Origin of the sequence: Neobacillus driksii (assembly GCF_013409995.1) — a bacterium.
GTDB lineage: Bacteria > Bacillota > Bacilli > Bacillales > Cytobacillaceae > Neobacillus > Neobacillus driksii.
On the sequence record NZ_JACCBX010000010.1, the window covers coordinates 23,638 to 44,191 of the forward strand.

Annotated in this window: 22 protein-coding genes, 1 riboswitch and 1 other annotated feature (1 of these 24 cut by a window edge); of the genes, 15 read left to right on the forward strand and 7 right to left on the reverse strand. The window is 38.6% G+C overall.

What is annotated here, in order from left to right; translation table 11 throughout:
• Window positions 1-71: 71 nt before the first annotated feature.
• Window positions 72-395 (forward strand): hydrolase, encoded by a 324-nt coding sequence (locus tag F4694_RS21285; protein WP_179601653.1) that lies wholly within the window; start codon window positions 72-74, stop codon window positions 393-395.
• An 85-nt stretch (window positions 396-480) separates the two neighbouring features.
• Window positions 481-960, forward strand: coding sequence for an RNA deprotection pyrophosphohydrolase (ytkD, locus tag F4694_RS21290; protein WP_179601655.1), 480 nt, complete (start codon window positions 481-483; stop codon window positions 958-960).
• A 20-nt stretch (window positions 961-980) separates the two neighbouring features.
• Here the strand turns inward: ytkD and F4694_RS21295 are convergent, their stop codons facing one another.
• From F4694_RS21295 to F4694_RS21305, 3 genes are read right to left on the reverse strand one after another with little or no spacing between them, the layout of a single operon-like run.
• Window positions 981-1,787 (reverse strand): ABC transporter permease, encoded by an 807-nt coding sequence (locus tag F4694_RS21295; protein WP_257029344.1) that lies wholly within the window; start codon window positions 1,785-1,787, stop codon window positions 981-983.
• Window positions 1,768-2,544 carry an ABC transporter ATP-binding protein gene (locus F4694_RS21300; RefSeq protein ID WP_179601659.1) on the reverse strand — a complete coding sequence of 259 codons (777 nt, stop codon included), beginning with the start codon at window positions 2,542-2,544 and terminating at the stop codon, window positions 1,768-1,770. The genes F4694_RS21295 and F4694_RS21300 overlap by 20 nt, the downstream gene beginning before the upstream one ends.
• Window positions 2,545-2,565: 21 nt before the next feature.
• Window positions 2,566-3,582 carry an ABC transporter substrate-binding protein gene (locus F4694_RS21305; protein ID WP_179601661.1) on the reverse strand — a complete coding sequence of 339 codons (1,017 nt, stop codon included), beginning with the start codon at window positions 3,580-3,582 and terminating at the stop codon, window positions 2,566-2,568.
• A 124-nt stretch (window positions 3,583-3,706) separates the two neighbouring features.
• On the opposite strand from F4694_RS21305, the gene F4694_RS21310 reads away from it, so the two are divergent.
• Entirely contained in the window at window positions 3,707-4,498 is a 792-nt protein-coding gene (locus tag F4694_RS21310) for an alpha/beta hydrolase family protein (protein ID WP_179601663.1), read from the forward strand.
• A gap of 40 nt (window positions 4,499-4,538) precedes the next feature.
• Window positions 4,539-4,781 carry a DUF2584 domain-containing protein gene (locus F4694_RS21315; RefSeq protein ID WP_179601665.1) on the forward strand — a complete coding sequence of 81 codons (243 nt, stop codon included), beginning with the start codon at window positions 4,539-4,541 and terminating at the stop codon, window positions 4,779-4,781.
• 38 nt (window positions 4,782-4,819) lie between these two features.
• On the opposite strand, the gene pckA is transcribed toward F4694_RS21315, so the two are convergent.
• Window positions 4,820-6,406, reverse strand: coding sequence for a phosphoenolpyruvate carboxykinase (ATP) (gene pckA, locus F4694_RS21320; protein WP_179601667.1), 1,587 nt, complete (start codon window positions 6,404-6,406; stop codon window positions 4,820-4,822).
• A 217-nt stretch (window positions 6,407-6,623) separates the two neighbouring features.
• Window positions 6,624-6,764: riboswitch (SAM riboswitch) on the forward strand.
• 202 nt (window positions 6,765-6,966) lie between these two features.
• Here pckA and metK point away from each other — a divergent pair.
• A complete protein-coding gene (metK, locus tag F4694_RS21325; RefSeq protein ID WP_179601669.1) occupies window positions 6,967-8,169 on the forward strand; it encodes a methionine adenosyltransferase in 1,203 nt (400 codons plus the stop codon).
• Window positions 8,170-8,372: 203 nt separating this feature from the next.
• Window positions 8,373-10,265 carry an asparagine synthase (glutamine-hydrolyzing) gene (asnB, locus tag F4694_RS21330; protein WP_179601671.1) on the forward strand — a complete coding sequence of 631 codons (1,893 nt, stop codon included), beginning with the start codon at window positions 8,373-8,375 and terminating at the stop codon, window positions 10,263-10,265.
• 48 nt (window positions 10,266-10,313) lie between these two features.
• On the opposite strand, the gene F4694_RS21335 is transcribed toward asnB, so the two are convergent.
• Entirely contained in the window at window positions 10,314-10,826 is a 513-nt protein-coding gene (locus F4694_RS21335) for a gamma carbonic anhydrase (protein ID WP_179601673.1), read from the reverse strand.
• Window positions 10,827-10,906: 80 nt separating this feature from the next.
• Here F4694_RS21335 and F4694_RS21340 point away from each other — a divergent pair, with 80 nt between their 5' ends.
• Together F4694_RS21340 and F4694_RS21345 are read left to right on the forward strand one after the other, a co-directional pair.
• Window positions 10,907-11,710: an alpha/beta hydrolase gene (locus tag F4694_RS21340; RefSeq protein ID WP_179601675.1), complete on the forward strand. Its 804-nt coding sequence runs from the start codon at window positions 10,907-10,909 to the stop codon at window positions 11,708-11,710.
• A gap of 37 nt (window positions 11,711-11,747) precedes the next feature.
• Window positions 11,748-12,812: a tetraprenyl-beta-curcumene synthase family protein gene (locus F4694_RS21345; protein ID WP_306458509.1), complete on the forward strand. Its 1,065-nt coding sequence runs from the start codon at window positions 11,748-11,750 to the stop codon at window positions 12,810-12,812.
• A 21-nt stretch (window positions 12,813-12,833) separates the two neighbouring features.
• Here the strand turns inward: F4694_RS21345 and F4694_RS21350 are convergent, their stop codons facing one another.
• Together F4694_RS21350 and F4694_RS21355 are read right to left on the reverse strand one after the other, a co-directional pair.
• On the reverse strand, window positions 12,834-13,406 hold the full coding sequence (locus F4694_RS21350) for a tRNA (mnm(5)s(2)U34)-methyltransferase (RefSeq protein WP_179601679.1): 573 nt from the start codon (window positions 13,404-13,406) through the stop codon (window positions 12,834-12,836).
• Between the two features lie 2 nt (window positions 13,407-13,408).
• The gene (locus F4694_RS21355) at window positions 13,409-14,371 is read right to left on the reverse strand and encodes a TIGR01212 family radical SAM protein (protein WP_179601681.1); all 963 of its coding nucleotides are present in this window, start codon (window positions 14,369-14,371) and stop codon (window positions 13,409-13,411) included.
• Window positions 14,372-14,863: 492 nt separating this feature from the next.
• On the opposite strand from F4694_RS21355, the gene F4694_RS21360 reads away from it, so the two are divergent.
• The 7 genes from F4694_RS21360 to F4694_RS21390 all read left to right on the forward strand — a co-directional run bounded on the left by F4694_RS21360 (window position 14,864) and on the right by F4694_RS21390 (window position 20,363).
• Window positions 14,864-15,151, forward strand: coding sequence for a YtzC family protein (locus F4694_RS21360; protein WP_179601683.1), 288 nt, complete (start codon window positions 14,864-14,866; stop codon window positions 15,149-15,151).
• A complete protein-coding gene (locus F4694_RS21365; protein ID WP_179601685.1) occupies window positions 15,148-15,327 on the forward strand; it encodes a glycogen biosynthesis protein GlgD in 180 nt (59 codons plus the stop codon). The genes F4694_RS21360 and F4694_RS21365 overlap by 4 nt, the downstream gene beginning before the upstream one ends.
• Window positions 15,328-15,584: 257 nt before the next feature.
• Window positions 15,585-16,412, forward strand: a complete 828-nt coding sequence (locus F4694_RS21370; protein ID WP_179601687.1) for a hypothetical protein — start codon at window positions 15,585-15,587, stop codon at window positions 16,410-16,412.
• 95 nt (window positions 16,413-16,507) lie between these two features.
• Window positions 16,508-17,032, forward strand: a complete 525-nt coding sequence (locus F4694_RS21375; protein WP_179601689.1) for a NapC/NirT family cytochrome c — start codon at window positions 16,508-16,510, stop codon at window positions 17,030-17,032.
• A gap of 2 nt (window positions 17,033-17,034) precedes the next feature.
• Window positions 17,035-18,495, forward strand: coding sequence for an ammonia-forming cytochrome c nitrite reductase subunit c552 (locus F4694_RS21380; protein ID WP_179601691.1), 1,461 nt, complete (start codon window positions 17,035-17,037; stop codon window positions 18,493-18,495).
• 233 nt (window positions 18,496-18,728) lie between these two features.
• A complete protein-coding gene (locus tag F4694_RS21385) occupies window positions 18,729-18,953 on the forward strand; it encodes a hypothetical protein (protein ID WP_179601693.1) in 225 nt (74 codons plus the stop codon).
• A 213-nt stretch (window positions 18,954-19,166) separates the two neighbouring features.
• Window positions 19,167-20,363, forward strand: coding sequence for an MDR family MFS transporter (locus tag F4694_RS21390; RefSeq protein WP_179601695.1), 1,197 nt, complete (start codon window positions 19,167-19,169; stop codon window positions 20,361-20,363).
• Window positions 20,364-20,478: 115 nt separating this feature from the next.
• Window positions 20,479-20,554 (forward strand) — a binding site (T-box leader); it runs 152 nt beyond the window's last position.

Sequence of the window (20,554 nt, forward strand, 5' to 3'; positions counted from 1 at the left end):
GAAATTTGAAAAAGAATAAATTTTATTTGATTGTGGGAAATTCTAAATAATATTAATAAGGGGATGACAAAATGGATCAGCAAAAAAAGACCTATTATATAGATGTTGGGCACGGACAAATATCTCAAAGTGCAACAGCTTCTGCCTGGAGCTTTAAGATTCAGGCTAGTGATGAGGAAATTACCCAGCTCCGTGAGCTGTTTGACCAAAATTATTCAACAGAATGGCAAAACTTCTTCAGAGCGCATGTTCCATATGTTCAATATCATTATGACCGTGAAAATGACGCTTATGACAATACGATTGAACAAGTTTATGGGATGATTTATAAACTGGGGGATAATGAAGCTAGAAGTCATATTGAATCGATGAATATCTTACCAAAACAAGGGTAATAAAAGCGGAAAATCCTATATACAAGGATTTTCCGTTTTTTTCGATTATAATAAATAATCAAGAGGTACCTAGGGGTGAGGATTGGTGAAAAATTTTATAGATCGATTAGGGAACAAGGTAGAGCTATCATTCTCAAGCAATGCCTTTGGGCAGGAAGCAAAGCATGTACTTGTGATTTGTAAATATTTAGATGATTGGTTATTAACTATGCATAGCGTTCGAGGACTGGAATTTCCGGGAGGTAAAGTGGAACCTGGAGAGTCCCTAAAAGAAGCGGCTATTCGTGAGGTTTATGAGGAGACGGGAGCCGCCTTAGAGGACCTTACACAAATAGCTGAATATAGAGTTGCTGACGAAAAAAATACTTTTGTAAAGGCTGTATTTTGGGGGAAAATAAAATCATTACATAAAATGAATAGCTACTTCGAGACAAAAGGGCCGGTATTAATAAAAGGTGATTTGTTAGATTTGCGTTTTGGTGAAGAGTTCAGCTTTATTATGAAGGATGATGTGGTTGCAGAATGTATAAAGTATATCTATGAGGTGGTACACGAAAAAGAATAGCAACAAATTTAGATAAGCCGCTATTCCTTGATAAGTTTTTTTTCCAATAGTTCTACAAGCTGGTACATGATTGTTGCAACAACTGCAATAACCAGCAAGGACAAAAAGACCAGGGTAAAATTAAAGACTTGGAAGCCATAAATGATGAAGTAACCCAGTCCCCTGGATGAAACTAAAAATTCACCAACGATTACACCGACCCAGGATAATCCAACATTCACCTTTAAGGTTGAAATAATCGTTGGAAAACTAGCTGGAAGTATAGCTTCCTTAAAGCATTGAAGACGTGTCGCTCCGAATGTTTGCAGTACTTTTAAATAGTTAGGGTCGACTTCTTTAAAAGAAGTATAAACCACAATCGTGGTAATGATAACCGAGATGATGGCTCCCATTGCAATAATGGAGGGATATCCTGGTCCAAGGGCTACGATTAAAATGGGACCTAAGGCGACCTTTGGCATCGCATTTAGGATGACGAGATAAGGGTCAACAATTTTTGACAGCATCGGTGACCACCAAAGCAGTGCTGCAAGTACGGTTCCTAGTAACGTACCCAAAATGAATCCAAAAATCGTTTCAGTTAAGGTTACACCGAGATTGGCCATTAAAGAACCATCTTGTAATTTTTCAAGAAATAAATCCCAAATTTTCGATGGAGAGCTGAAGAGTAAAGGATCGATCCAACGTTTTTGACTCGAAATTTCCCAACTAGAAAAAAAGAGCAGGAAAATGACGATTTGATAAAAACGTACCCATCTTTTTTTAATTGTCAGAGAATGTAAATAATTTTTATGGAGGAGGCTCACGTTAGTTTTTCCCTGTTTCAAGTGAATCCAACTCCTTCCAAATTTTCTGAAAGATACTCGAAAATGCTTCATGGTTTCTTGCGTTAAAAGGAGATATGTTTCTTAGTTCCTCTGGCATTTCAAAAACTTTATGAATTTTGCCTGGACTTGGTGAAAAAAGCACAACCCGGTCACTCATCGCTATCGCTTCACCAATATCATGTGTGACAAGAATGGCTGTTTTTCCAAAGGAGTCGAGCGTGTTCGATACTAAATCTTCTAGCTTTAACTTCGTTTGATAATCTAACGCTGAAAATGGTTCATCCAGCATCAGAAGCTTTGGCTCCGTGGCAAGTGTTCTTACAAGCGCAGCACGCTGCCTCATGCCACCTGAAAGCTGCTTAGGGAGCTGTTTCTCGATACCCTTTAAACCCATTTGATTTAAAAGGTCTAATGCGGCACTTTTTGTTTGCTCGTTCAATTGTTTGGATAACTTTAGACCTATAAGGATATTTTCTTCAATTGTTTTCCACGGAAAAAGATAGTCTTGTTGGAGCATGTAGCCGATTTGGTTTTTTAGCCCCGTGATTGGTTTATTTTCAAGCAAAATGGTTCCTTGCGTTGGTTTTATAAGCCCAGCAATAATGGAAAGTAAGGTTGTTTTTCCACAGCCGCTAGGGCCGAGGAAGGAAATAAATTCCCCTTCCTCAACATGCAAACTTATTTCCGAGAGGGCCGTTGTTGCAGAGGCTTTTGTGAAATAAGTGTGATGGATATCTTTAATGGCTAAAAAACTCATTTGGACGGCCTCCCATATTTTTTATTCTTCTTTCACTTTTTCAGCTATTTTTGTGTTTACAAGTGTTGAATGATCAACCTCTTTTGGTAGTTCACCTGCTTCGTCCATAATGTTCTGAAGATTGTTCCACTCTTCCACATCAAGGATTGGATCAGTTGCGAACGAACCTTGCTCTTTATAACGGTCTACTACTGTGCTAATGAGTTTGACGTCTGTATCAGGGAAAAAGGTTTTAATTGCCTCAGCGATTTCGTCAGAACTATGTGTATCTACCCATTGCTGTGCCTTGTATACGGCTCTCGTGAATTTTTCTACAATATCCTTGTTATCTTTCATGTAACTGTCCTTTGCCATAAAGGTTGTATATGGAACATGACCAGATTCTGTTCCAAAGGAAGCAATAATATGTCCTTTTCCTTCTTGTTCAAAAATGCTCGCCTGTGGTTCAAATAATTGAACAAAGTCGCCTGTTCCTGAAGCAAAGGCACTTGGAATATTAGCAAAATCAATGTTTTGAATGAGATTTAAATCTTGATGAGGATCGATTCCATGTTTCTTAAGAACAAACTCCCCAACCATTTGCGGCATACCGCCAGTACGTTGGCCTAAAAATGTTGATCCTTTTAACATATCCCAGGAGAAATTATCTATTTTTTCTCTTGAGACTAGGAAAGTGCCATCGGTTTGTGTGAGTTGTGCAAAGTTAATAACCGGATCATTGGATCCTTGGGCGTAAACATAAATAGAAGTTTCAGATCCTACCAATGCAATATCTGCACCATTTGATAACAGTGTTGTCATGGTTTTATCACCGCCAAAGGCTGTGGACAGTTCAACATCTAAGCCCTCTTCTTCAAAAAAACCTTTTGCAATTGCCACATATTCAGGTGCATAGAAGATAGAACGAGTAACTTCTACCAATCTAACCTTTTCTATTTTCTCTGGATCCGTCTTATCGGTATTGTTACAAGCAGCAATTGTGAACATGATAATAAATATGAGAAGTGAAGAAAAGCTAATTTTTAGCGATTTTTTCATACCAAAACCTCCTTATTACAATAAAAATCTGGGCTGTTGACCTAACATATCGTATGAAAGAGAAATAAATGTGTGAATGCCTACTTACATAAATTTTTAAGGAATCATGGAAAGGTGAAATGTAGTGAACAAACTAAATGGAAAAATCATCGAAATTTTTCGTTTTCCTTCACCCAATCCCAATGTGGAATTAAGGGAGATTACGTATCTTTCAAATGGATTGAGAGTAAAAGGATTACTTGCGGAACCGAAAATAAACGGAAACTATGACGGCTTTTTATATTTGCGCGGCGGCATTAAAAATGTTGGAAAGGTAAGACCTGCAAGAATTGCTCAATTTGCGTCTGAAGGATTCATTGTGTTCGCTCCTTATTACCGAGGGAATCAAGGGGGAGAGGGGAATGAAGATTTTGCCGGAGAGGACAGGGAGGACGCTTTTGCAGGTTATGAGCTTTTAAGGTCACTTCCTAACGTAGGCTATATCCATGTCTTTGGCTTTTCGCGAGGTGGTGTCATGGCATTGATGACAGCACTTCAATACCCAGAGGCCGCCTCCATCGTTACTTGGGGAGGGGTTAGTGATATGACGTTAACCTATGAGGAAAGAAAAGATTTGCGGAAAATGATGAAAAGGGTGATTGGCGGGACACCTGGAAAATATCCTGAAAGATATGAAGAGCGGACTCCCCTTTATGAACTCGAAAAGCTTTTAGCTCCTATTTTAATCATACATGGAGTAAATGATCAGAATGTATCGGTGGAGCATGCCTACAGACTCGAAAGAAGACTTAGGATGTTAAATAAACAGGTGGAATCCTGGTACTTTGACGACTTTACGCACTACTTCCCTCCCGTAGTAAACAGAAAAATCGTCAAGGATTTATCGAATTGGATGAAATGTCAAATCAAAAGATGATAAAATAGAAGTAAGTCCAATTACAGAGGAGCGAGTACATATGGGTATGCCCCTTGAGTTAAATACGATGATCGTAACCAAAGGCAGAGAAAAGAGAATTGAAGAAAATCTATTCGTATTAGAAAAAGAAGGCTATCGACTTTATCCGATTGATATTCCCATTGACGTGAGAAAAACCATTGAAAGCGATACGAGCGGATCTGCGGTCATAAAAAAAGTAGAGTGGCAGGAAAGCCGCACTTGGTTAACTTACCAATTAATTTCATTGAATTCTACAAATTAGTAAAAAGCCCTTATCGACAGCGATAAGGGCTTTCTTTTTTAGGCTATTGGACCGCCTTTTACCTCAATGTCTGAATCCACTTTAGTGAATTTTTTATAGTTTTCACGGAATTTATTCGCTAACTCTTTTGCTTTCTTCTCATAGGATACTGGGTCTGCCCAAGTCTTACTTGGCTGAAGAACTTCATCAGGCACACCTGCAATGTGGAGAGGAATATTTAGTCCAAAAATAGCATCTTTTACGGTTTCCACGTTGTTGAGTTCCCCTTCAAGTGCTGCCTGAATCATCGCTCTTGTGTAGGATAACTTCATGCGGCTTCCCACTCCGTATTCTCCACCTGTCCAGCCAGTGTTTACAAGAAAAACATTTGCATTATGCTCAAGAATTTTTTCACCAAGCATTTCTGCATAACGTGTTGCAGGTAAAGGTAGGAATGGTGCACCAAAGCAAGTGGAGAAGGTGGCTTCTGGAGAAGTTACTCCGCGCTCCGTTCCTGCTAGCTTGGATGTATAACCACTCAAGAAATGATACATTGCCTGCTCTTTTGTTAATTTTGAAATTGGAGGCAATACCCCAAATGCGTCTGCGGTTAAAAAGACGATGGTATTCGGGTGGCCCGCAATGCTTGGCTGAACTATATTTTCAATGGCGTGCATCGGATAAGCAGCCCTTGTATTTTCAGTAAGAGTGGAATCGTCATAGTCTGCAATTCTTGTATCAGGATTAAGAACAACATTTTCTAATACGGAACCAAAATGGATGGCATCAAAAATTTGCGGCTCTTTTTCTCTGGAAAGATTAATGGTTTTTGCATAGCAGCCGCCTTCAATATTAAACACTCCATTCGATGACCAGCCGTGCTCATCATCACCAATTAAGCGGCGTTTTGGGTCTGCAGATAAAGTGGTTTTTCCTGTCCCAGAAAGACCGAAGAACAAAGCAACATCACCTTCAACACCAATATTAGCAGAGCAGTGCATAGAGAAAATATTATTCTCAGGCAGCAGGTAGTTCATAATTGAAAAGATTGATTTTTTCATTTCACCAGCATATTCCGTTCCGCCGATTAAGATCGTCCGTTTTTCGAAAGAGATAATGATAAAGGTTTCAGACTTTGTTCCGTCTATAACAGGATTCGCTTTAAAGTTAGGAGCGGAAATGACAGTGAAACCGGGTTTATGTGTCAGCAATTCTTCTTCACTAGGCCGAATAAACAATTGATGGGCGAATAAATTATGCCAAGCATATTCATTCACAATTTGAATCGGCAATTGGGTCTTTTTATCAGCACCTGCAAACCCTTTAAAGACGAATATTTCATTTTTTTCTTTTAAGTAATCTAAAACTTTTTGATAGAGATTATTAAATATTTCTTCTGAAATTGGCTGATTCAAATTGCCCCAATCAATTTTATCCTTAATGGATTCTTCCATTACAATAAATTTGTCTTGGGGAGATCTTCCGGTATATTTACCTGTTGATACACTTATCGCACCAGTTGAGGTTAGTTTTCCTTCATTCCTAGATAGGATTTTTTCCACTAATTGAGGAACAGACATTTGAATGTGCACATGGCTTTCTTCCAGCAATTGGCTTAATTCATTTGGGACATGTACTGAATTCATCAGAACGAACCTTCCTTTTCAAGTTTTTAATTGTCAATATATTCATAAAAAGTATAACACATTTAATTTAATAGTCTATACTAATTGGTAAATTTGGGTTGTATTATTAAGTATTAAATTAAAATGGAAAAATTTCATATATTTATCCTTAATTTGCTAGCAAATTCGTTGACAACGCTCGACAGGTTCAAGTATGATACTAATTTGAACGGATACTCTCTTATCCTGAGCTGGTGGAGGGACAGGCCCTATGAAACCCAGCAACCTGCTTTATGAGAAGACCAACCTATTTATTGGTCCTATTCTCAAGTGCGAAGGTGCTAATCTGACGCAAGGCTTTGACCTTGAACGATAAGAGTGAAAGGACCGGAACAACCTTTCCTCACAATGGTAAGGTTTTTTGTTTTGTATAGACCTTTTATCAATAGAGTTACTAATAAAAATCCTTTGTTTATTTCATACTAAGGGAATGAGTACCGTATCAATTTCAGTGGTTCTAGAAGTATTCCTGTCACCTTCAAATGGACCTTGATTTATCTCATAATATAGGAGGAAATCAGATGTCAACAAAACGTCGTCGTTTGTTCACTTCTGAATCAGTTACCGAAGGTCATCCAGATAAAATCTGTGACCAAATATCTGATTCGATTTTAGATGCCATTTTAGCAAAGGATGCAAATGCCCGGGTTGCTGCTGAAACATCCGTTACAACTGGATTAGTCTTAGTTGCAGGTGAAATCACTACATCTACTTACGTTGATATTCCAAAAATCGTTCGTGAAACAATTAAGGGTATTGGCTATAATCGTGCAAAATATGGCTTTGACTCCGAGACATGTGGTGTTATCACTTCTATTGGTGAGCAATCTCCTGACATTGCGATGGGGGTCGATCAGGCTCTTGAAGCACGTGAAGGGCAAATGTCTGATGAAGAAATCGAAGCTATTGGTGCAGGAGACCAAGGTTTAATGTTTGGTTTTGCTTGTAATGAAACCAAAGAATTAATGCCTCTTCCCATTTCCTTGGCACACAAGCTTGCACGTCGTTTAACAGAGGTTCGTAAAGAGGATATTCTTCCTTACTTGCGTCCAGACGGAAAGACGCAAGTAACAGTAGAATACGATGAGAATGATAAACCTGTACGTATTGATACCATTGTTATTTCAACACAGCATCATCCTGAAATTACGTTAGAGCAAATTCAACGTAACATAAAAGAGTATGTGATTAATCCCGTTGTTCCGAAAGAACTAATTGACGAAAATACAAAGTATTTCATTAATCCAACTGGCCGCTTCGTTATTGGCGGACCACAAGGGGATGCTGGTTTAACAGGGCGTAAAATAATTGTTGATACGTATGGCGGTTATGCACGTCACGGCGGTGGAGCCTTCTCTGGTAAAGATCCTACAAAAGTTGACCGTTCTGCAGCCTATGCTGCTCGTTATGTTGCGAAAAATATTGTAGCAGCAGGATTTGCAGATAAGGTTGAAGTGCAGCTTGCCTATGCAATTGGTGTAGCAAGACCTGTTTCCATTTCCATTGACACATTTGGAACTGGTAAAGTAAGCGAGGAGGTCTTAGTTGATCTAGTTAGTAAAAACTTTGATCTTCGCCCTGCTGGAATCATTAACATGTTAAATTTACGTCGCCCAATTTACAAGCAAACAGCTGCATATGGTCATTTTGGCCGTACTGATGTTGATCTTCCTTGGGAGCGTACTGATAAAGCTGATACATTACGTCAGCAAGCGAAAATTTAACCAGAAAAACAGGGGAGTTGCATTTTACATGTAACTCTTTTTTTCATATACTCGTCAAAGTTTAGGGCAATGTGTTTAGGTGAAAACTGTTTATACCTGAATTTTCCTACCTTTCACACTGACATTTTAAGATGAAAAGTGGTAGGATAAGAGAGTATGTTTTTTAAGTTTGGATATTTAGATTGGAGTAGGTGAAGTACATAATGTGTGGTTTTATTGGTTGTGTACACGACAAAGAACAACATTTTCGTGACGAGCAAAAACAACAATTCAAAAACATGAACGATATTATAACCCATCGTGGACCTGATGATGATGGTTTTTATTATGATGATCATATTCAATTCGGTTTTCGCCGTTTAAGTATTATTGATATTGAATGTGGGCATCAGCCATTAACGTATGAAGATGAGCGCTATTGGATTATTTTTAATGGCGAGGTTTATAACTACCTAGAACTTCGTGAAGAATTGCTCAAAGAAGGCTTACAGTTTGCAACAAACTCTGATACTGAAGTTATTATCGCTTTATATAGCCATTTGAAAGAGAAGGCTGTTGAAAAACTGAGAGGGATGTTTGCATTCACGATTTGGGATAAACAAGAACAAACGGTATTCGGTGCAAGGGATCCTTTCGGAATTAAACCATACTTCTACTTTGAGGATGGGGAAAGAACATTTTTTGCTTCTGAAAAGAAGAGTATCCTTCTTGCGCTAGAAAACGATGTTTTAGATTATGATTCCCTTCAGCACTATTTAACGTATCAGTTTGTCCCAGAACCAAACACGATGTCAAAAGGGATTTATAAGTTAGAGCCAGGGCACTATTTTACAAAGAAGATAGGCGCTCCAATGGAAATTAAAAGATATTGGAAAGCACATTTTAACCCGGTTCAAAAATCCGAATCAGAGTTTATCAAAGAAATACAAGATGTTTTAATTGATTCAGTTAAAATGCATATGAGAAGTGATGTACCTGTTGGGTCTTTCCTTTCCGGCGGTATTGACTCTTCGATTATTGCTTCGATTGCAAAACAATTTCATCCAGCCATTAAGACATTTTCAGTAGGTTTTGAGCAAAATGGTTTTAGTGAAATCGATGTTGCAAAAGAAACTGCGGATAAACTTGGGGTAGAAAATATAAGTTATGTGATTACACCGCAGGAATACATGAATGAACTGCCGAAAATCATTTGGCACATGGATGATCCACTTGCCGACCCTGCAGCGATCCCGTTGTACTTTGTCGCCCGTGAAGCAAGAAAGCATGTTACGGTTGTTCTTTCTGGTGAAGGTGCCGATGAATTATTTGGCGGTTATAATATTTATCGCGAACCACAGGATTTAGAAGTGTTTAATAAAATCCCAAGAGTAGGAAAAGTATTGTTAAAAGGGATTGCAAACATCATGCCTGAAGGAATGAAAGGGAAGAGCTTTATTGAGCGTGGAGTAACTCCTATGGAAGAACGTTATATTGGTAATGCTAAAATGTTCACAGAGGAAGAGAAAAGAGACCTGCTATCTGTTTACCGTGAAGGTTTAGATTACACTGATATCACCAAACCACTTTATGCTGAATCAAAGGGCTATGATCCAGTTGATCGTATGCAATTTATTGATATCCATACATGGATGCGCGGCGATATTTTATTAAAAGCGGATAAAATGACGATGGCTCATTCATTAGAGCTTCGGGTTCCATTCTTGGATAAAGTGGTTTTTGAAACAGCATCAAAAATTCCGACTAGCTTGAAAACAGCTAATGGTACAACAAAATATATTTTACGTAAAGCAGCAGAAGGAATTGTTCCTGAGCATGTATTGAATCGTAAGAAACTCGGATTCCCAGTGCCGATTCGCCATTGGCTGAAGAATGAAATGAATGAGTGGGCAAAAACGATTATTCGAGAAAGCAGCACAGATCATTTAATCAATAAACCTTACGTATTAAGACTTCTTGAAGACCATTGTCAAGGGAAGGCGGATAACAGCCGTAAAATATGGACCGTGCTCATCTTTATGGTATGGCACCAGGTTTATGTGGAGGGTAAATACTCCTTTTCAGGACAAAAAGAACTCTTGACTATGAAAAATTAAACCACGAAAGCACCCATAAGAAATTTTATGGGTGCTTTTTAAATGATATTATTTCTGTAGAGACTTATAATATTGAGCCTTCTCTGCATATTCTGTATAGATTCTGTCCATTTCTTTTTTGTCATGTTCATTTAATTCTCTAATAACTTTAGCGGGTCTGCCAAATGCTAATGTATTAGGAGGGATTTTTTTGCCTTGGGGTACAAGACTGCCTGCACCGATAAAAGCACCTTCCCCGATTTCGGCCTGGTCTAGAATGATAGAGCCCATGCCAACCAATGCCTTTTTTCGAATAATACAGCTATGGAGTGTCACCTGATGACCAACGGTTACTTCATCTTCTAAAATCAATGGATTATTTGGGCTTTGGTGCAGAACGCAGTTGTCCTGAATATTTACTCTACAACCGATGACTGTAGGCGCGACGTCTCCTCTTATGACAGAATTAAACCAAACGCTTGATTCTTCTCCTATTTCAACATCGCCAGTAATGGTAGTAAAATCTGCAAGGAATACAGATTCAGCAATTTTTGGGTTTTTACCTTTGTATGGATAAATCATTTGGGTCGCTCCTTTTTGACTGAAATACATATTCACTTTAATATTATACTAAATAGAATATTTTTCTAGGGGGAAAAACGATGTGGAAGTGGGAAGCAGAAGGGGAAGCGAAGGCCGTAATCGTGATGGTTCATGGTGCAATGGAACATCACAGACGATATGGCTGGCTCATTGAAATGTGGCGCGGGTCTGGTTTTCATGTCATTATGGGCGATCTTCCTGGGCAAGGCATGACAACAAGATCCCGCAGAGGCCATATAGATTCATTTGAAGAGTACATAAGTGAAGTGAAGGAATGGGTTAAAGCAGCCTTTCGTTATGAGATACCTGTGTTTATATTCGGCCATAGTATGGGCGGGTTAATTGCGATTCGTTTGCTTCAGGAAGAAAAATTTGACTTGGCAGGGGTCATTCTCTCATCACCATGTTTAGGCTTAGTCCATACTCCCCCAAAAATTTTAGATATACTATCATACGGGATAAATGTGATTTTTCCTTCATTCAAAATGAATTCAGGCATAACCGTTGATATGGCTACCAGAAATCAAGATGTTATTGAGGCAGATAAAGATGATACCCTCTATATCACAAAAGTTTCTGTTAGGTGGTACCGTGAGTTGGTCGAGGCTATGAAAGAGGCTTTCCTGTCAATCGAAGGCACAAAGGATGTTCCAATGCTTGTTATGCAAGCCGGTGATGATAAAATTGTTAATAAGATACCTGTAAAGGATTGGTTTAACCATGCACCCCTATCAGAAAAAAGATTTAAAGAATGGCCAAAGTTTTATCATGAAATTTTTAATGAACCTGAACGAGATGATATATTTGAGTACGCCAAGGATTTTGTTATCAGCCAATTAAAAGCAATAGGTTACATTGTTTAAGAAAGGGAAGATAGTCTCCATGATGCCAATTAGACTCATGTCGAAAGTATATCGTCGAATCATCCCAGCTGTTCATCAAGAGCTAAGGTTTTGGAGGTCCCGAGCAGAAAGTATTCCTAATGAGGAGCTTAGAACGCAGGCATTAGCGAGTATTGAACATAAAACCTTTCACTGTGAAGGTGGAGGGATTCTAGCGCTTACGGCGAATGATCAGTATAAACAGGCAGTAAAATTTATTGTTGCTTATCAAACCATTAGTGATTACTTAGATAACCTTTGCGACCGGAGTACTTCGCTTGACCCAAAGGACTTTGAAGCCCTCCATGAATCTATGCAGGATGCTCTTACACTTGAAAGTGAACCAAAAAATTATTACCGGTTTCGTGAGGATCAGAACGATGGTGGTTATTTAAATGATTTAGCAGAAACCTGCAGATCTGTTTTAGGAGAACTGAAGCATTATCATTTGATAAAAGAGTACCTGTTAGAGCTTTGCGAATATTACTGTGACTTGCAAATACACAAGCATGTAATTCAAGAAGAAAGAGTACCTCGATTAGAAAAATGGTTTGAAGTCCATCAAAATAAACTTCCTGAAATGGAGTGGTACGAATTTTCTGCTTGCTCGGGTTCAACCTTGGGGATATTTTGTCTTATTTCATATGCAATGAGAGAAGATTTTCAGGCAGAGGATGCAGATAATATACGTAAAGGATATTTCCCCTACATACAAGGGCTTCATATACTGTTAGATTATTTTATTGACCAAGAAGAAGACCGTGAAGGCGGCGACCTGAATTTTTGTTTTTACTATGAGAATCAGGAAACACTGTTTAACCGTTTAAATCATTTTGTCCATGAAGCAGACAGACATACTGAATTTCTGCCCCATAAAAAGTTTCACCAGCTCATTAACCGCGGGCTGTTAGGAATTTATTTATCGGATGGAAAGGTTCGCAAACAGAAAAAGGTTCGAAGACTAGCTAGAGGCCTCATAAAGACTGGCGGGATAGTCAGCTATTTCTTTTATATCAACGGACTGGTCTATCGTTCCGTACAAAAATGGATACCTTCATTTGTAACAAGGCTTATCTTAAAATAAATAAACCAGGCAGAGCCTGGTTTATCTTTTTTCAATTGCAACAATAAATGGGGGATTATTTTGTTGATTGATAAAGCGATATTGAAGGACATGCGCACACTTCTGATCAATATCCTGACAATATGCCAATAAAGCGTCCCGTTCAACTGCTCCCTCAGTATGACCATGGTAAATCACAAGGATAATTATTCCTTCTGGTACCATAATTTTAAGCAATTGCTCAATTGCAGAAATGGTAGTTTCAGGTCTAGTTACAACTGATTTATCACTGCCTGGTAAATAGCCTAAATTAAAAATCGCAGCTTTTACCTTACCATGATGTTCTTTAGGTATTAAATTGGAAAGCTCTTCATGACCGTTGTGGAAAATGGTGACCCGGTCTGCCAGCCCGTGTTGTTTCAATCTATCTATACTGGTTCGAATGGCATCCTCTTGCACATCAAAACTATAAACGGTGCCATTTTCACCTACGAGGTTAGCCATAAAAACAGTATCATGACCATTTCCTAGCGTTGCATCAACTACCACATCACCACTAGTTATAGTTTTTTCAAGTAATTTCTTTGCATAAGGGAGTATCCGGTCAAGCCTCACGGTTAATTCCTCACTATACTCTTTTGATAATATTTCCCTTGATAGCTATCTCTTCTTTTTAACTCAGCGTCGATGGCATTTAATACTTCCCACTTGTTTACACTCCACATAGGTCCCACCATTAAATCAATTGGTCCATCCCCAGTAATCCGATGAACAATCATTTCTGGCGGTAATATTTCTAATTGGTCACATACTAAATTTACATAATCCTCTTGAGCGAGAAATTTGAGCATGCCTTTTTCATACTGTTTCACCATTGGAGTGCCTTTTAGTAAGTGAAGCAAGTGAATCTTTATTCCTTGGACATCAAGCTTAGCCACTTCTCTTGCTGTTTCCATCATCATTTCATATGATTCAAGCGGCAATCCATTAATAATATGGGAACAAATTCGGATGCCATGTTTTCGAAGCTTATTAACACCTTCGACATAACATTGAAAATCATGGGCCCGATTGATTAATAATGCTGTACGTTCATGTACCGTTTGCAAGCCAAGCTCAACCCATAGATACGTTCTTTGGTTTAATTCGGCTAAATATTCAACCACATCATCTGGGAGACAGTCTGGACGAGTTGCAATCGATAAACCAACTACTCCTTCCTGTTTAAGAACCTTTTCAAATTTTTCGCGAAGGACTTCAACAGGTGCATGCGTATTGGTATAGGCTTGAAAGTAGGCCATATATTTGCCATCTTTCCATTTTGTATGCATTTTTTCCTTAATTTCAAGGAATTGGGTCTCTAAATCATCTGTTCGGTCACCTGCAAAATCTCCTGAACCCGCGGCACTGCAAAAAGTACAGCCGCCGTGTGCAACCGTACCGTCACGGTTTGGGCAATCGAAGCCGCCATCTAAAGCAACCTTAAAAACTTTATGGCCAAATTGCTGGCGTAAGTGATAGTTCCATGTATGGTAACGTTTATCGTCAGTAGCATATGGAAAAGGGTTGGTCTGAGTCAATTCAGAAACCTCCTTTGAGATTTTTATTGTGATAAAGCTAATTGTTTAGTTGCACCCTGTTGATTTGTGCGGAAGGTGCGAAGACTCCTCGAAAATGCTAACGCATTTTCTTCGTGCGTGGGCGGATTCGAGGAAGAAATTCAATGTCCTGCGGGAGGACGGGGCTGGGGAGACCCCACAGGCGCTTATGCGCCGAGGAGGCTCCCCGGACCGCCCGCGGAAAGCGAAGCATCTCCGGACAGGCAGAGAGCGCCTGTCCCTGCGATGATTCATCCAAGAAGCATTCCTTAGTGGAGCACATATCAACAGGCCAATTTAACAGCCATTTTTTTAAGCATAAAATCAATTTTATCACGAAAATATACGCTTATCCAACTGAATTGTTTACCAGTAATTATCACGTTATAGGAACAGGGAGAGAGAACAAAATAAGATATGAAGCACTTTGACTCATTGAGGGAAGTGTTTTACCAAAAAGAAGGGGGTCCTTAGATGGCTACTCGTGCTTCAATGGATGCTTTAATACAGCAATGTGAGGATGTTATTCGCTATGCACAGGATCAATTAAAAGAAAGCAGCCTTCAAGAACATTACAACAATGATGATTACACGAACGCCTTACAGCAGCTTGAACAAACCTATCAAGATATTGCAAAAATGGCACATAGTGCGAATGGGCAGCAGCGGGATCAACTCCATCGGATGAGACTTCAAATTCAGCAGCTTCAAAATAATATGATTTTAGAGGGTCAGGCATTTAGAGGAGGAGATCTTTCTTGAAAAAGCGATCTAAACAACAAAACCCTGAACAAAAAACCCGAAATGGGAATAACAATCAGGATCTTGAGCTTGGTCAGGATGTTGATCTTGTTAAACAATCAAAAAAGAAATATGAAAAAACTGGCGGCCAGCCGGTAAAGTCGAAGTTCCATCAAGAAAAGGATCAATCATCTTAATAATCGCCATCAGACCTTCAACGTCCTGTTGAAGGTCTTTTTGTGATAAAAAAACCATAAAAACACTGTGATAATAAGGTAATATTGCTGTTCACAAATTAGAAATAACTCATTATCTTTTTGTGATTTTGGTCACAGAATGGGTTTGGGTATCATGGGATAAATAAAGTAAGAATTATCGACCGTATGTGCGTTAGTAATGATGAATCTTGTGAATGCATTCACAAAAAATTCACAAGTGAAAGGAAGCAACTGCGATGAAAAAATTATGGCTGACCATAAATATACTCCTGTGCTTTTTGCTGCTATTAAATCCGGCAGTTACATCCGGTGAGTATCAAAACATCTTAAAAATGGAGGAACTTTCAATAAAAGTAATGCCGGAATTTGCTTACCATCCCAAGGATGGCAAGAAAGTTCATCCCCCGCTATTAATTGGCTATCAAGGAACCATGAGGAATCTTTCAGAACAGCCGCAAAAGGGCCAAGTTGAACTTCCACTGCCTATGGAAGAAAATAATTTTCGGATTGGCTATGTAGCTGATTATTCCAGTGATTTATCGAAGGTGTTTGAAATTGAGTACATAATCGACCAAGAAAAAGGAACTATTTCTTGGACAACAAGCGAAGAAATTCAACCAAATGATGTTTATAAATTTGTTGTTGAATTTTATACAGATACCATAAAGGTCGACAAAGAAAAGAAAACACTTTTATACCTGTTTAAAAGCTTTGCAGACATAGATTTATTCAATATTTCATTTATACAACCCCCTAATGCAAAAAAGGTAGTGCTTACTCCGGCACCTGAAGAGAAAAAGACTCACGCAGATGAGGAAGGAGTTTACTCCTATTTCTTTCAAGGTGTAAAAGCTGGAGAGGAGAAACGTTTCACACTTACGTATGAACGAAATGAAACGAAGCCTGCTATTGAGATGATGGACAAACAAGAACAACAACCAATTGATTCTTTCAAAAATAAGAAAAATCCTGCTTTCCTTTCTATTGCAGCTGTTAGTGGAGTAGGTTTACTAGCAGCAGGTCTTGCTTATTTTGTTAAAAGAAAACGCAGGAACAATTATTAACGTTGCAAGATCATTCCTTTTGGCAATAAAGTACAAAAGTACTTTGTTCAATAAATTAGAGAGAAATAGAGATCTATATTGTGGGAGGTGAAAGGATGTTAAAAAAATCGTTTAAAAAATTACTGGCAATTGATAAAAGAGTTTTACTTTTAGGTGCTCTTTTAGCCGGCGTACTCTTTTCTTTTGGAACTGTTAAAACTATGGCTTACCTAGATTCACCTGGTTTTTGTCAAAACTGTCATACCATGAAATCTGTGTATACGTCATTTGTGGATTCCACTCATGCAGAATTGCAGTGTAATGACTGCCATTTACCACATGAGAGTGAGGTGGGGAAATTATTTTTTAAGGGCCGCGCCGGGATGACACATATTTTTTATAACACCCTGGGTACTGAAGATATTCCGGACAGAATTTATGCGACAACACGGACATTGAGGGTTATTAATAAAAACTGTGCAGAGTGTCATAAGAGCACCGTTGATAATGTCTCACATGACGCGAAAGAAAACTGTATGTCATGTCACCAGACTGTACCTCATGGAAGCGACTTCAAAGATGATAGTTATGATCAGCCGCCTAAGTCCGGTGAACTATTAAAAAATAAGGGAGGATTTTAAGAATGAATAGGTTCCGTTATGGGGCATACCTCCTTCTACTAGTATTTGTACTCATCATTACTGGCTGCAGCAATTCCAGTGAGAACGCAGGTGAAAAAACGGCAAGTGCTAAGGAAGCGACGGGGAAAACAGGCCTTTCTAAGGATGAAATAAGCAATGAAGCTTTTAAGGAGTTATTTCCACTTCAATATAATAGCTATATGAAAAATGAGAAGATGGAAGATACTACTTACGGAGGTTCTATGAAACGTAGTAAGTATGATCCAGATAAAGAGCCTTTACTTCCGGTTCTTTTCAATGGTTATGGGTTTGCAACAGAGTATAATGAAGAACGAGGGCACGTTTATGCTCTTGAAGATATTCGCAATGTTAAGCGGATTACCGATAAATCTGTTGGTTCTTGTTATACGTGTAAATCCACAGCAGTCCCTAAAATGATTGAAGAAATGGGCGACGATTATTGGGGAGCCAATTTTAATCAAGAGATTTGGCCAAAAGGGGAAGCAATGGGACACTCACCAATTGGATGTTCTGACTGCCATGATCCCGAAACAATGGACTTACGCGTAACACGACCAAGCTTCTACAAAGCATTAGAGGCACAAGGAGTAGATGCCTCTAATCCAACTAAAAATGATATGCGAAGCTATGTTTGCGGCCAGTGTCATGTAGAGTATTATTTTGCAGCTGATAACAGTGAAGTTACTTTCCCATGGTCAGAGGGCTTTAAACCAGAAGAAATGTATGAATACTATAATACGGTTGCTAAAGATGAAGGGTTTGAGAAGGATTGGGTTCACAATATCTCTGGAGCACCAATGTTAAAATCTCAGCATCCTGAATATGAAACTCATACTTCCGGAACCCACGGTAAGGCGAATGTATCCTGTGCGGACTGTCATATGCCATATGAGCGTGTAGATGGAAAAAGAAAAATCACATCACATTATTGGACCTCACCTCTTAAGGCAATGGATACATCTTGTGGACAGTGTCATGGTGATCGTGATCTTGATAAATTAAAAGACCGTGTTCTCGAAATTCAAGAAGCTAACGTCAGTGCACTACATGAGGCACAGGATATTTCAACCACAGCACACTATTATATTAATAAGATGATTACTTCAGGAGTCAGCCAAGACAAGATTAAGCAGGCTCAAGAATTTGTACGTAAAGGTCAATGGTTCTGGGATATTATTGCGGCAGAAAACTCTTCAGGTTTCCACAATCCACAGGGTTCTATGGATTCGTTAAGAGAATCAGTTGTACAATCAAACAATGCAATTTCTCTTGCAACAGAAGAGTTAGTGAAAAAAGGTGTAAGCATAGAAGAAGTTAAGGCTGAAATTGAAAAAGTGAAAGCAGTCGTTCAAGCTGAAACGGTAAATGAGAAGAAAAAGGATCATGCCGTTAACAGCTACTTCCCTGCTCAGCAGCCAGTAGTGCCAGCAGTAAAAAAATAGACCCTTTTAACCCATTTTCCTAATCGTCCCGCTAAGAAGGATTAAGAGATGTTTGGAAAGAGTCCATAATTGATGTTGTAGAAAACACTGTTTCTATTTGAGGAACAGTGTTTTCTGTAGTTATTTTGAATAATTTACGTCTCGCTGTCAATAAAACTTATTTGGTATTGGTCTAAAATGGATGGAAATTAAATATTTTATAAGGAAAATCCATTATGAAATAGGTGAGGCTCATGTATGTTGTCCACTTTTTCGAAAACAAAGTAGAGATATTAAATCAGCTTCTTGGAAATGTTCCAGCTCTTGATGAACCGGTTACCATTAAAGGTCGTAAAGGGAAAGTCACTGGTGTTAATCAGGTTGATGACAAACATGTCCATGTACAGATTACGGTAGAAAAAGCAGCAGTTAAAAATAAACCTACAGCCGCCGACCTAGCAAAAAAGAAAAAGAGATAGATACCGAAGCCAAAGCCCTTTTTCATTGAAGGGCTTTTCTTTTTGGTGATAGCATTGTTATTTTAATAAACTAAATTTTCGCTTTATGTAATTTTATTCAATAATACAAGATTATTATTTAAACAGCTTAAAGAAAAAGATTGTCAGGATTCTTGAATGGGTCTAAAATATATTTTTGGAACTTGTTATTGTTATTGTAAAGGAGCGTTTTTCATGCCGCGTGCCTTATGGCTCTTAATTATTGGGATGGCAGTGAATGTAACAGGCAATTCTTTTTTATGGCCTTTAAATACCATCTATATTCACGATCATTTAGGGAAGTCGTTATCGATGGCTGGGGTTGTATTAATGTTAAACTCCGCAGCGAGTGTTATTGGAAATCTGTACGGCGGCAGTCTTTTTGATAAAATTGGCGGCTATAAATCTATACTTCTAGGAATATGTATCTCCCTTTCAGCCCTAATTGGGTTAACGTTCTGGCATGGCTGGCCGGAATATATTATTTTCCTTACTATTATTGGATTTGGCAGTGGAGTCACTTTCCCAGCCATGTATGCGATGGCTGGAATGGTTTGGAAGGAAGGCGGACGTAAAGCCTTTAACGCTGTATATATCGCTCAAAACGTTGGGGTAGCGGTCGGAGCCGCACTTGGCGGTATTCTTGCGGATTACTCATTTGAATTAATCTTCCTTGCTAACACAGTTATGTATATAATCTTTTTCCTAATCGCTGTTTTTGGCTATAAAGGGATTTCCACCGGATCGGCGAAACAAGCGAATAGCCTTCAGGACGGAGCCCTTGTAAAAGGCCGAAAAAATCTCTATGCATTATTGGTTTTATGTTCAGGTTATTTGCTATGCTGGGTTGGCTACGTTCAATGGATGACAACGATTGCTTCTTATACTCAGGAAATTAATATATCATTATCGCAATACAGCCTCCTATGGACGATAAACGGTGCATTAATTGTTCTTGGCCAGCCATTATTAAATGGCTTGCTTAAGCGTCTTGCTGCCACCCTAAAGGTACAAATCCTGATCGGGATTGCTATTTTTATTGTTTCATTCCTTATAGCAGGAAATGCAAGCGCATTTTCAGGATTTCTAGTAGCGATAATTATTTTAACCATTGGGGAAATGTTTATTTGGCCGGCAGTACCTACAATTGCATTTGACCTAGCGCCAAAAGGGCGTGAAGGATTTTATCAAGGAATTGTTAATAGTACTGCTACCGGGGGAAGAATGATTGGACCTTTACTTGGCGGAATGCTCGTCGATTTGTACAGTATGTCAGCACTATTCCTTGTCTTAATTGGCTTATTCTTTATCGCGATTGTAACAACCTTTTTGTATGATCGTATTTTAAAATCAAGAAAAAAATTATTAGATAAAAATCTGCCGGTCTCATGATGAGTCCGGTTTTTATTTGTTTAAAAATAATTACTATAGGACATACTGATTTGGGTGAATGTTTACTTGCATACTGACGGGAAATTTATTACAATAACCGTAATACTTTTTATAATGAATGACAGTGATTAGGAGTAGTAGTGAATTATACCTGTTTCTTAGAGAGTTGACGGATGGTGAAAGTCAATCGG

Excerpts from the sequence above, each read along its gene's own strand:
- F4694_RS21285 (WP_179601653.1), top strand. The coding sequence starts at position 72 with ATGGATCAGCAAAAAAAGACCTATTATATAGATGTTGGGCACGGACAA.
- F4694_RS21300 (WP_179601659.1), bottom strand. The coding sequence starts at position 2,544 with ATGAGTTTTTTAGCCATTAAAGATATCCATCACACTTATTTCACAAAA.
- F4694_RS21305 (WP_179601661.1), bottom strand. The coding sequence starts at position 3,582 with ATGAAAAAATCGCTAAAAATTAGCTTTTCTTCACTTCTCATATTTATT.
- F4694_RS21315 (WP_179601665.1), top strand. The coding sequence starts at position 4,539 with ATGGGTATGCCCCTTGAGTTAAATACGATGATCGTAACCAAAGGCAGA.
- pckA (WP_179601667.1), bottom strand. The coding sequence starts at position 6,406 with ATGAATTCAGTACATGTCCCAAATGAATTAAGCCAATTGCTGGAAGAA.
- metK (WP_179601669.1), top strand. The coding sequence starts at position 6,967 with ATGTCAACAAAACGTCGTCGTTTGTTCACTTCTGAATCAGTTACCGAA.
- asnB (WP_179601671.1), top strand. The coding sequence starts at position 8,373 with ATGTGTGGTTTTATTGGTTGTGTACACGACAAAGAACAACATTTTCGT.
- F4694_RS21335 (WP_179601673.1), bottom strand. The coding sequence starts at position 10,826 with ATGATTTATCCATACAAAGGTAAAAACCCAAAAATTGCTGAATCTGTA.
- F4694_RS21340 (WP_179601675.1), top strand. The coding sequence starts at position 10,907 with ATGTGGAAGTGGGAAGCAGAAGGGGAAGCGAAGGCCGTAATCGTGATG.
- F4694_RS21345 (WP_306458509.1), top strand. The coding sequence starts at position 11,748 with ATGTCGAAAGTATATCGTCGAATCATCCCAGCTGTTCATCAAGAGCTA.
- F4694_RS21360 (WP_179601683.1), top strand. The coding sequence starts at position 14,864 with ATGGCTACTCGTGCTTCAATGGATGCTTTAATACAGCAATGTGAGGAT.
- F4694_RS21370 (WP_179601687.1), top strand. The coding sequence starts at position 15,585 with ATGAAAAAATTATGGCTGACCATAAATATACTCCTGTGCTTTTTGCTG.
- F4694_RS21375 (WP_179601689.1), top strand. The coding sequence starts at position 16,508 with ATGTTAAAAAAATCGTTTAAAAAATTACTGGCAATTGATAAAAGAGTT.
- F4694_RS21380 (WP_179601691.1), top strand. The coding sequence starts at position 17,035 with ATGAATAGGTTCCGTTATGGGGCATACCTCCTTCTACTAGTATTTGTA.
- F4694_RS21385 (WP_179601693.1), top strand. The coding sequence starts at position 18,729 with ATGTATGTTGTCCACTTTTTCGAAAACAAAGTAGAGATATTAAATCAG.
- F4694_RS21390 (WP_179601695.1), top strand. The coding sequence starts at position 19,167 with ATGCCGCGTGCCTTATGGCTCTTAATTATTGGGATGGCAGTGAATGTA.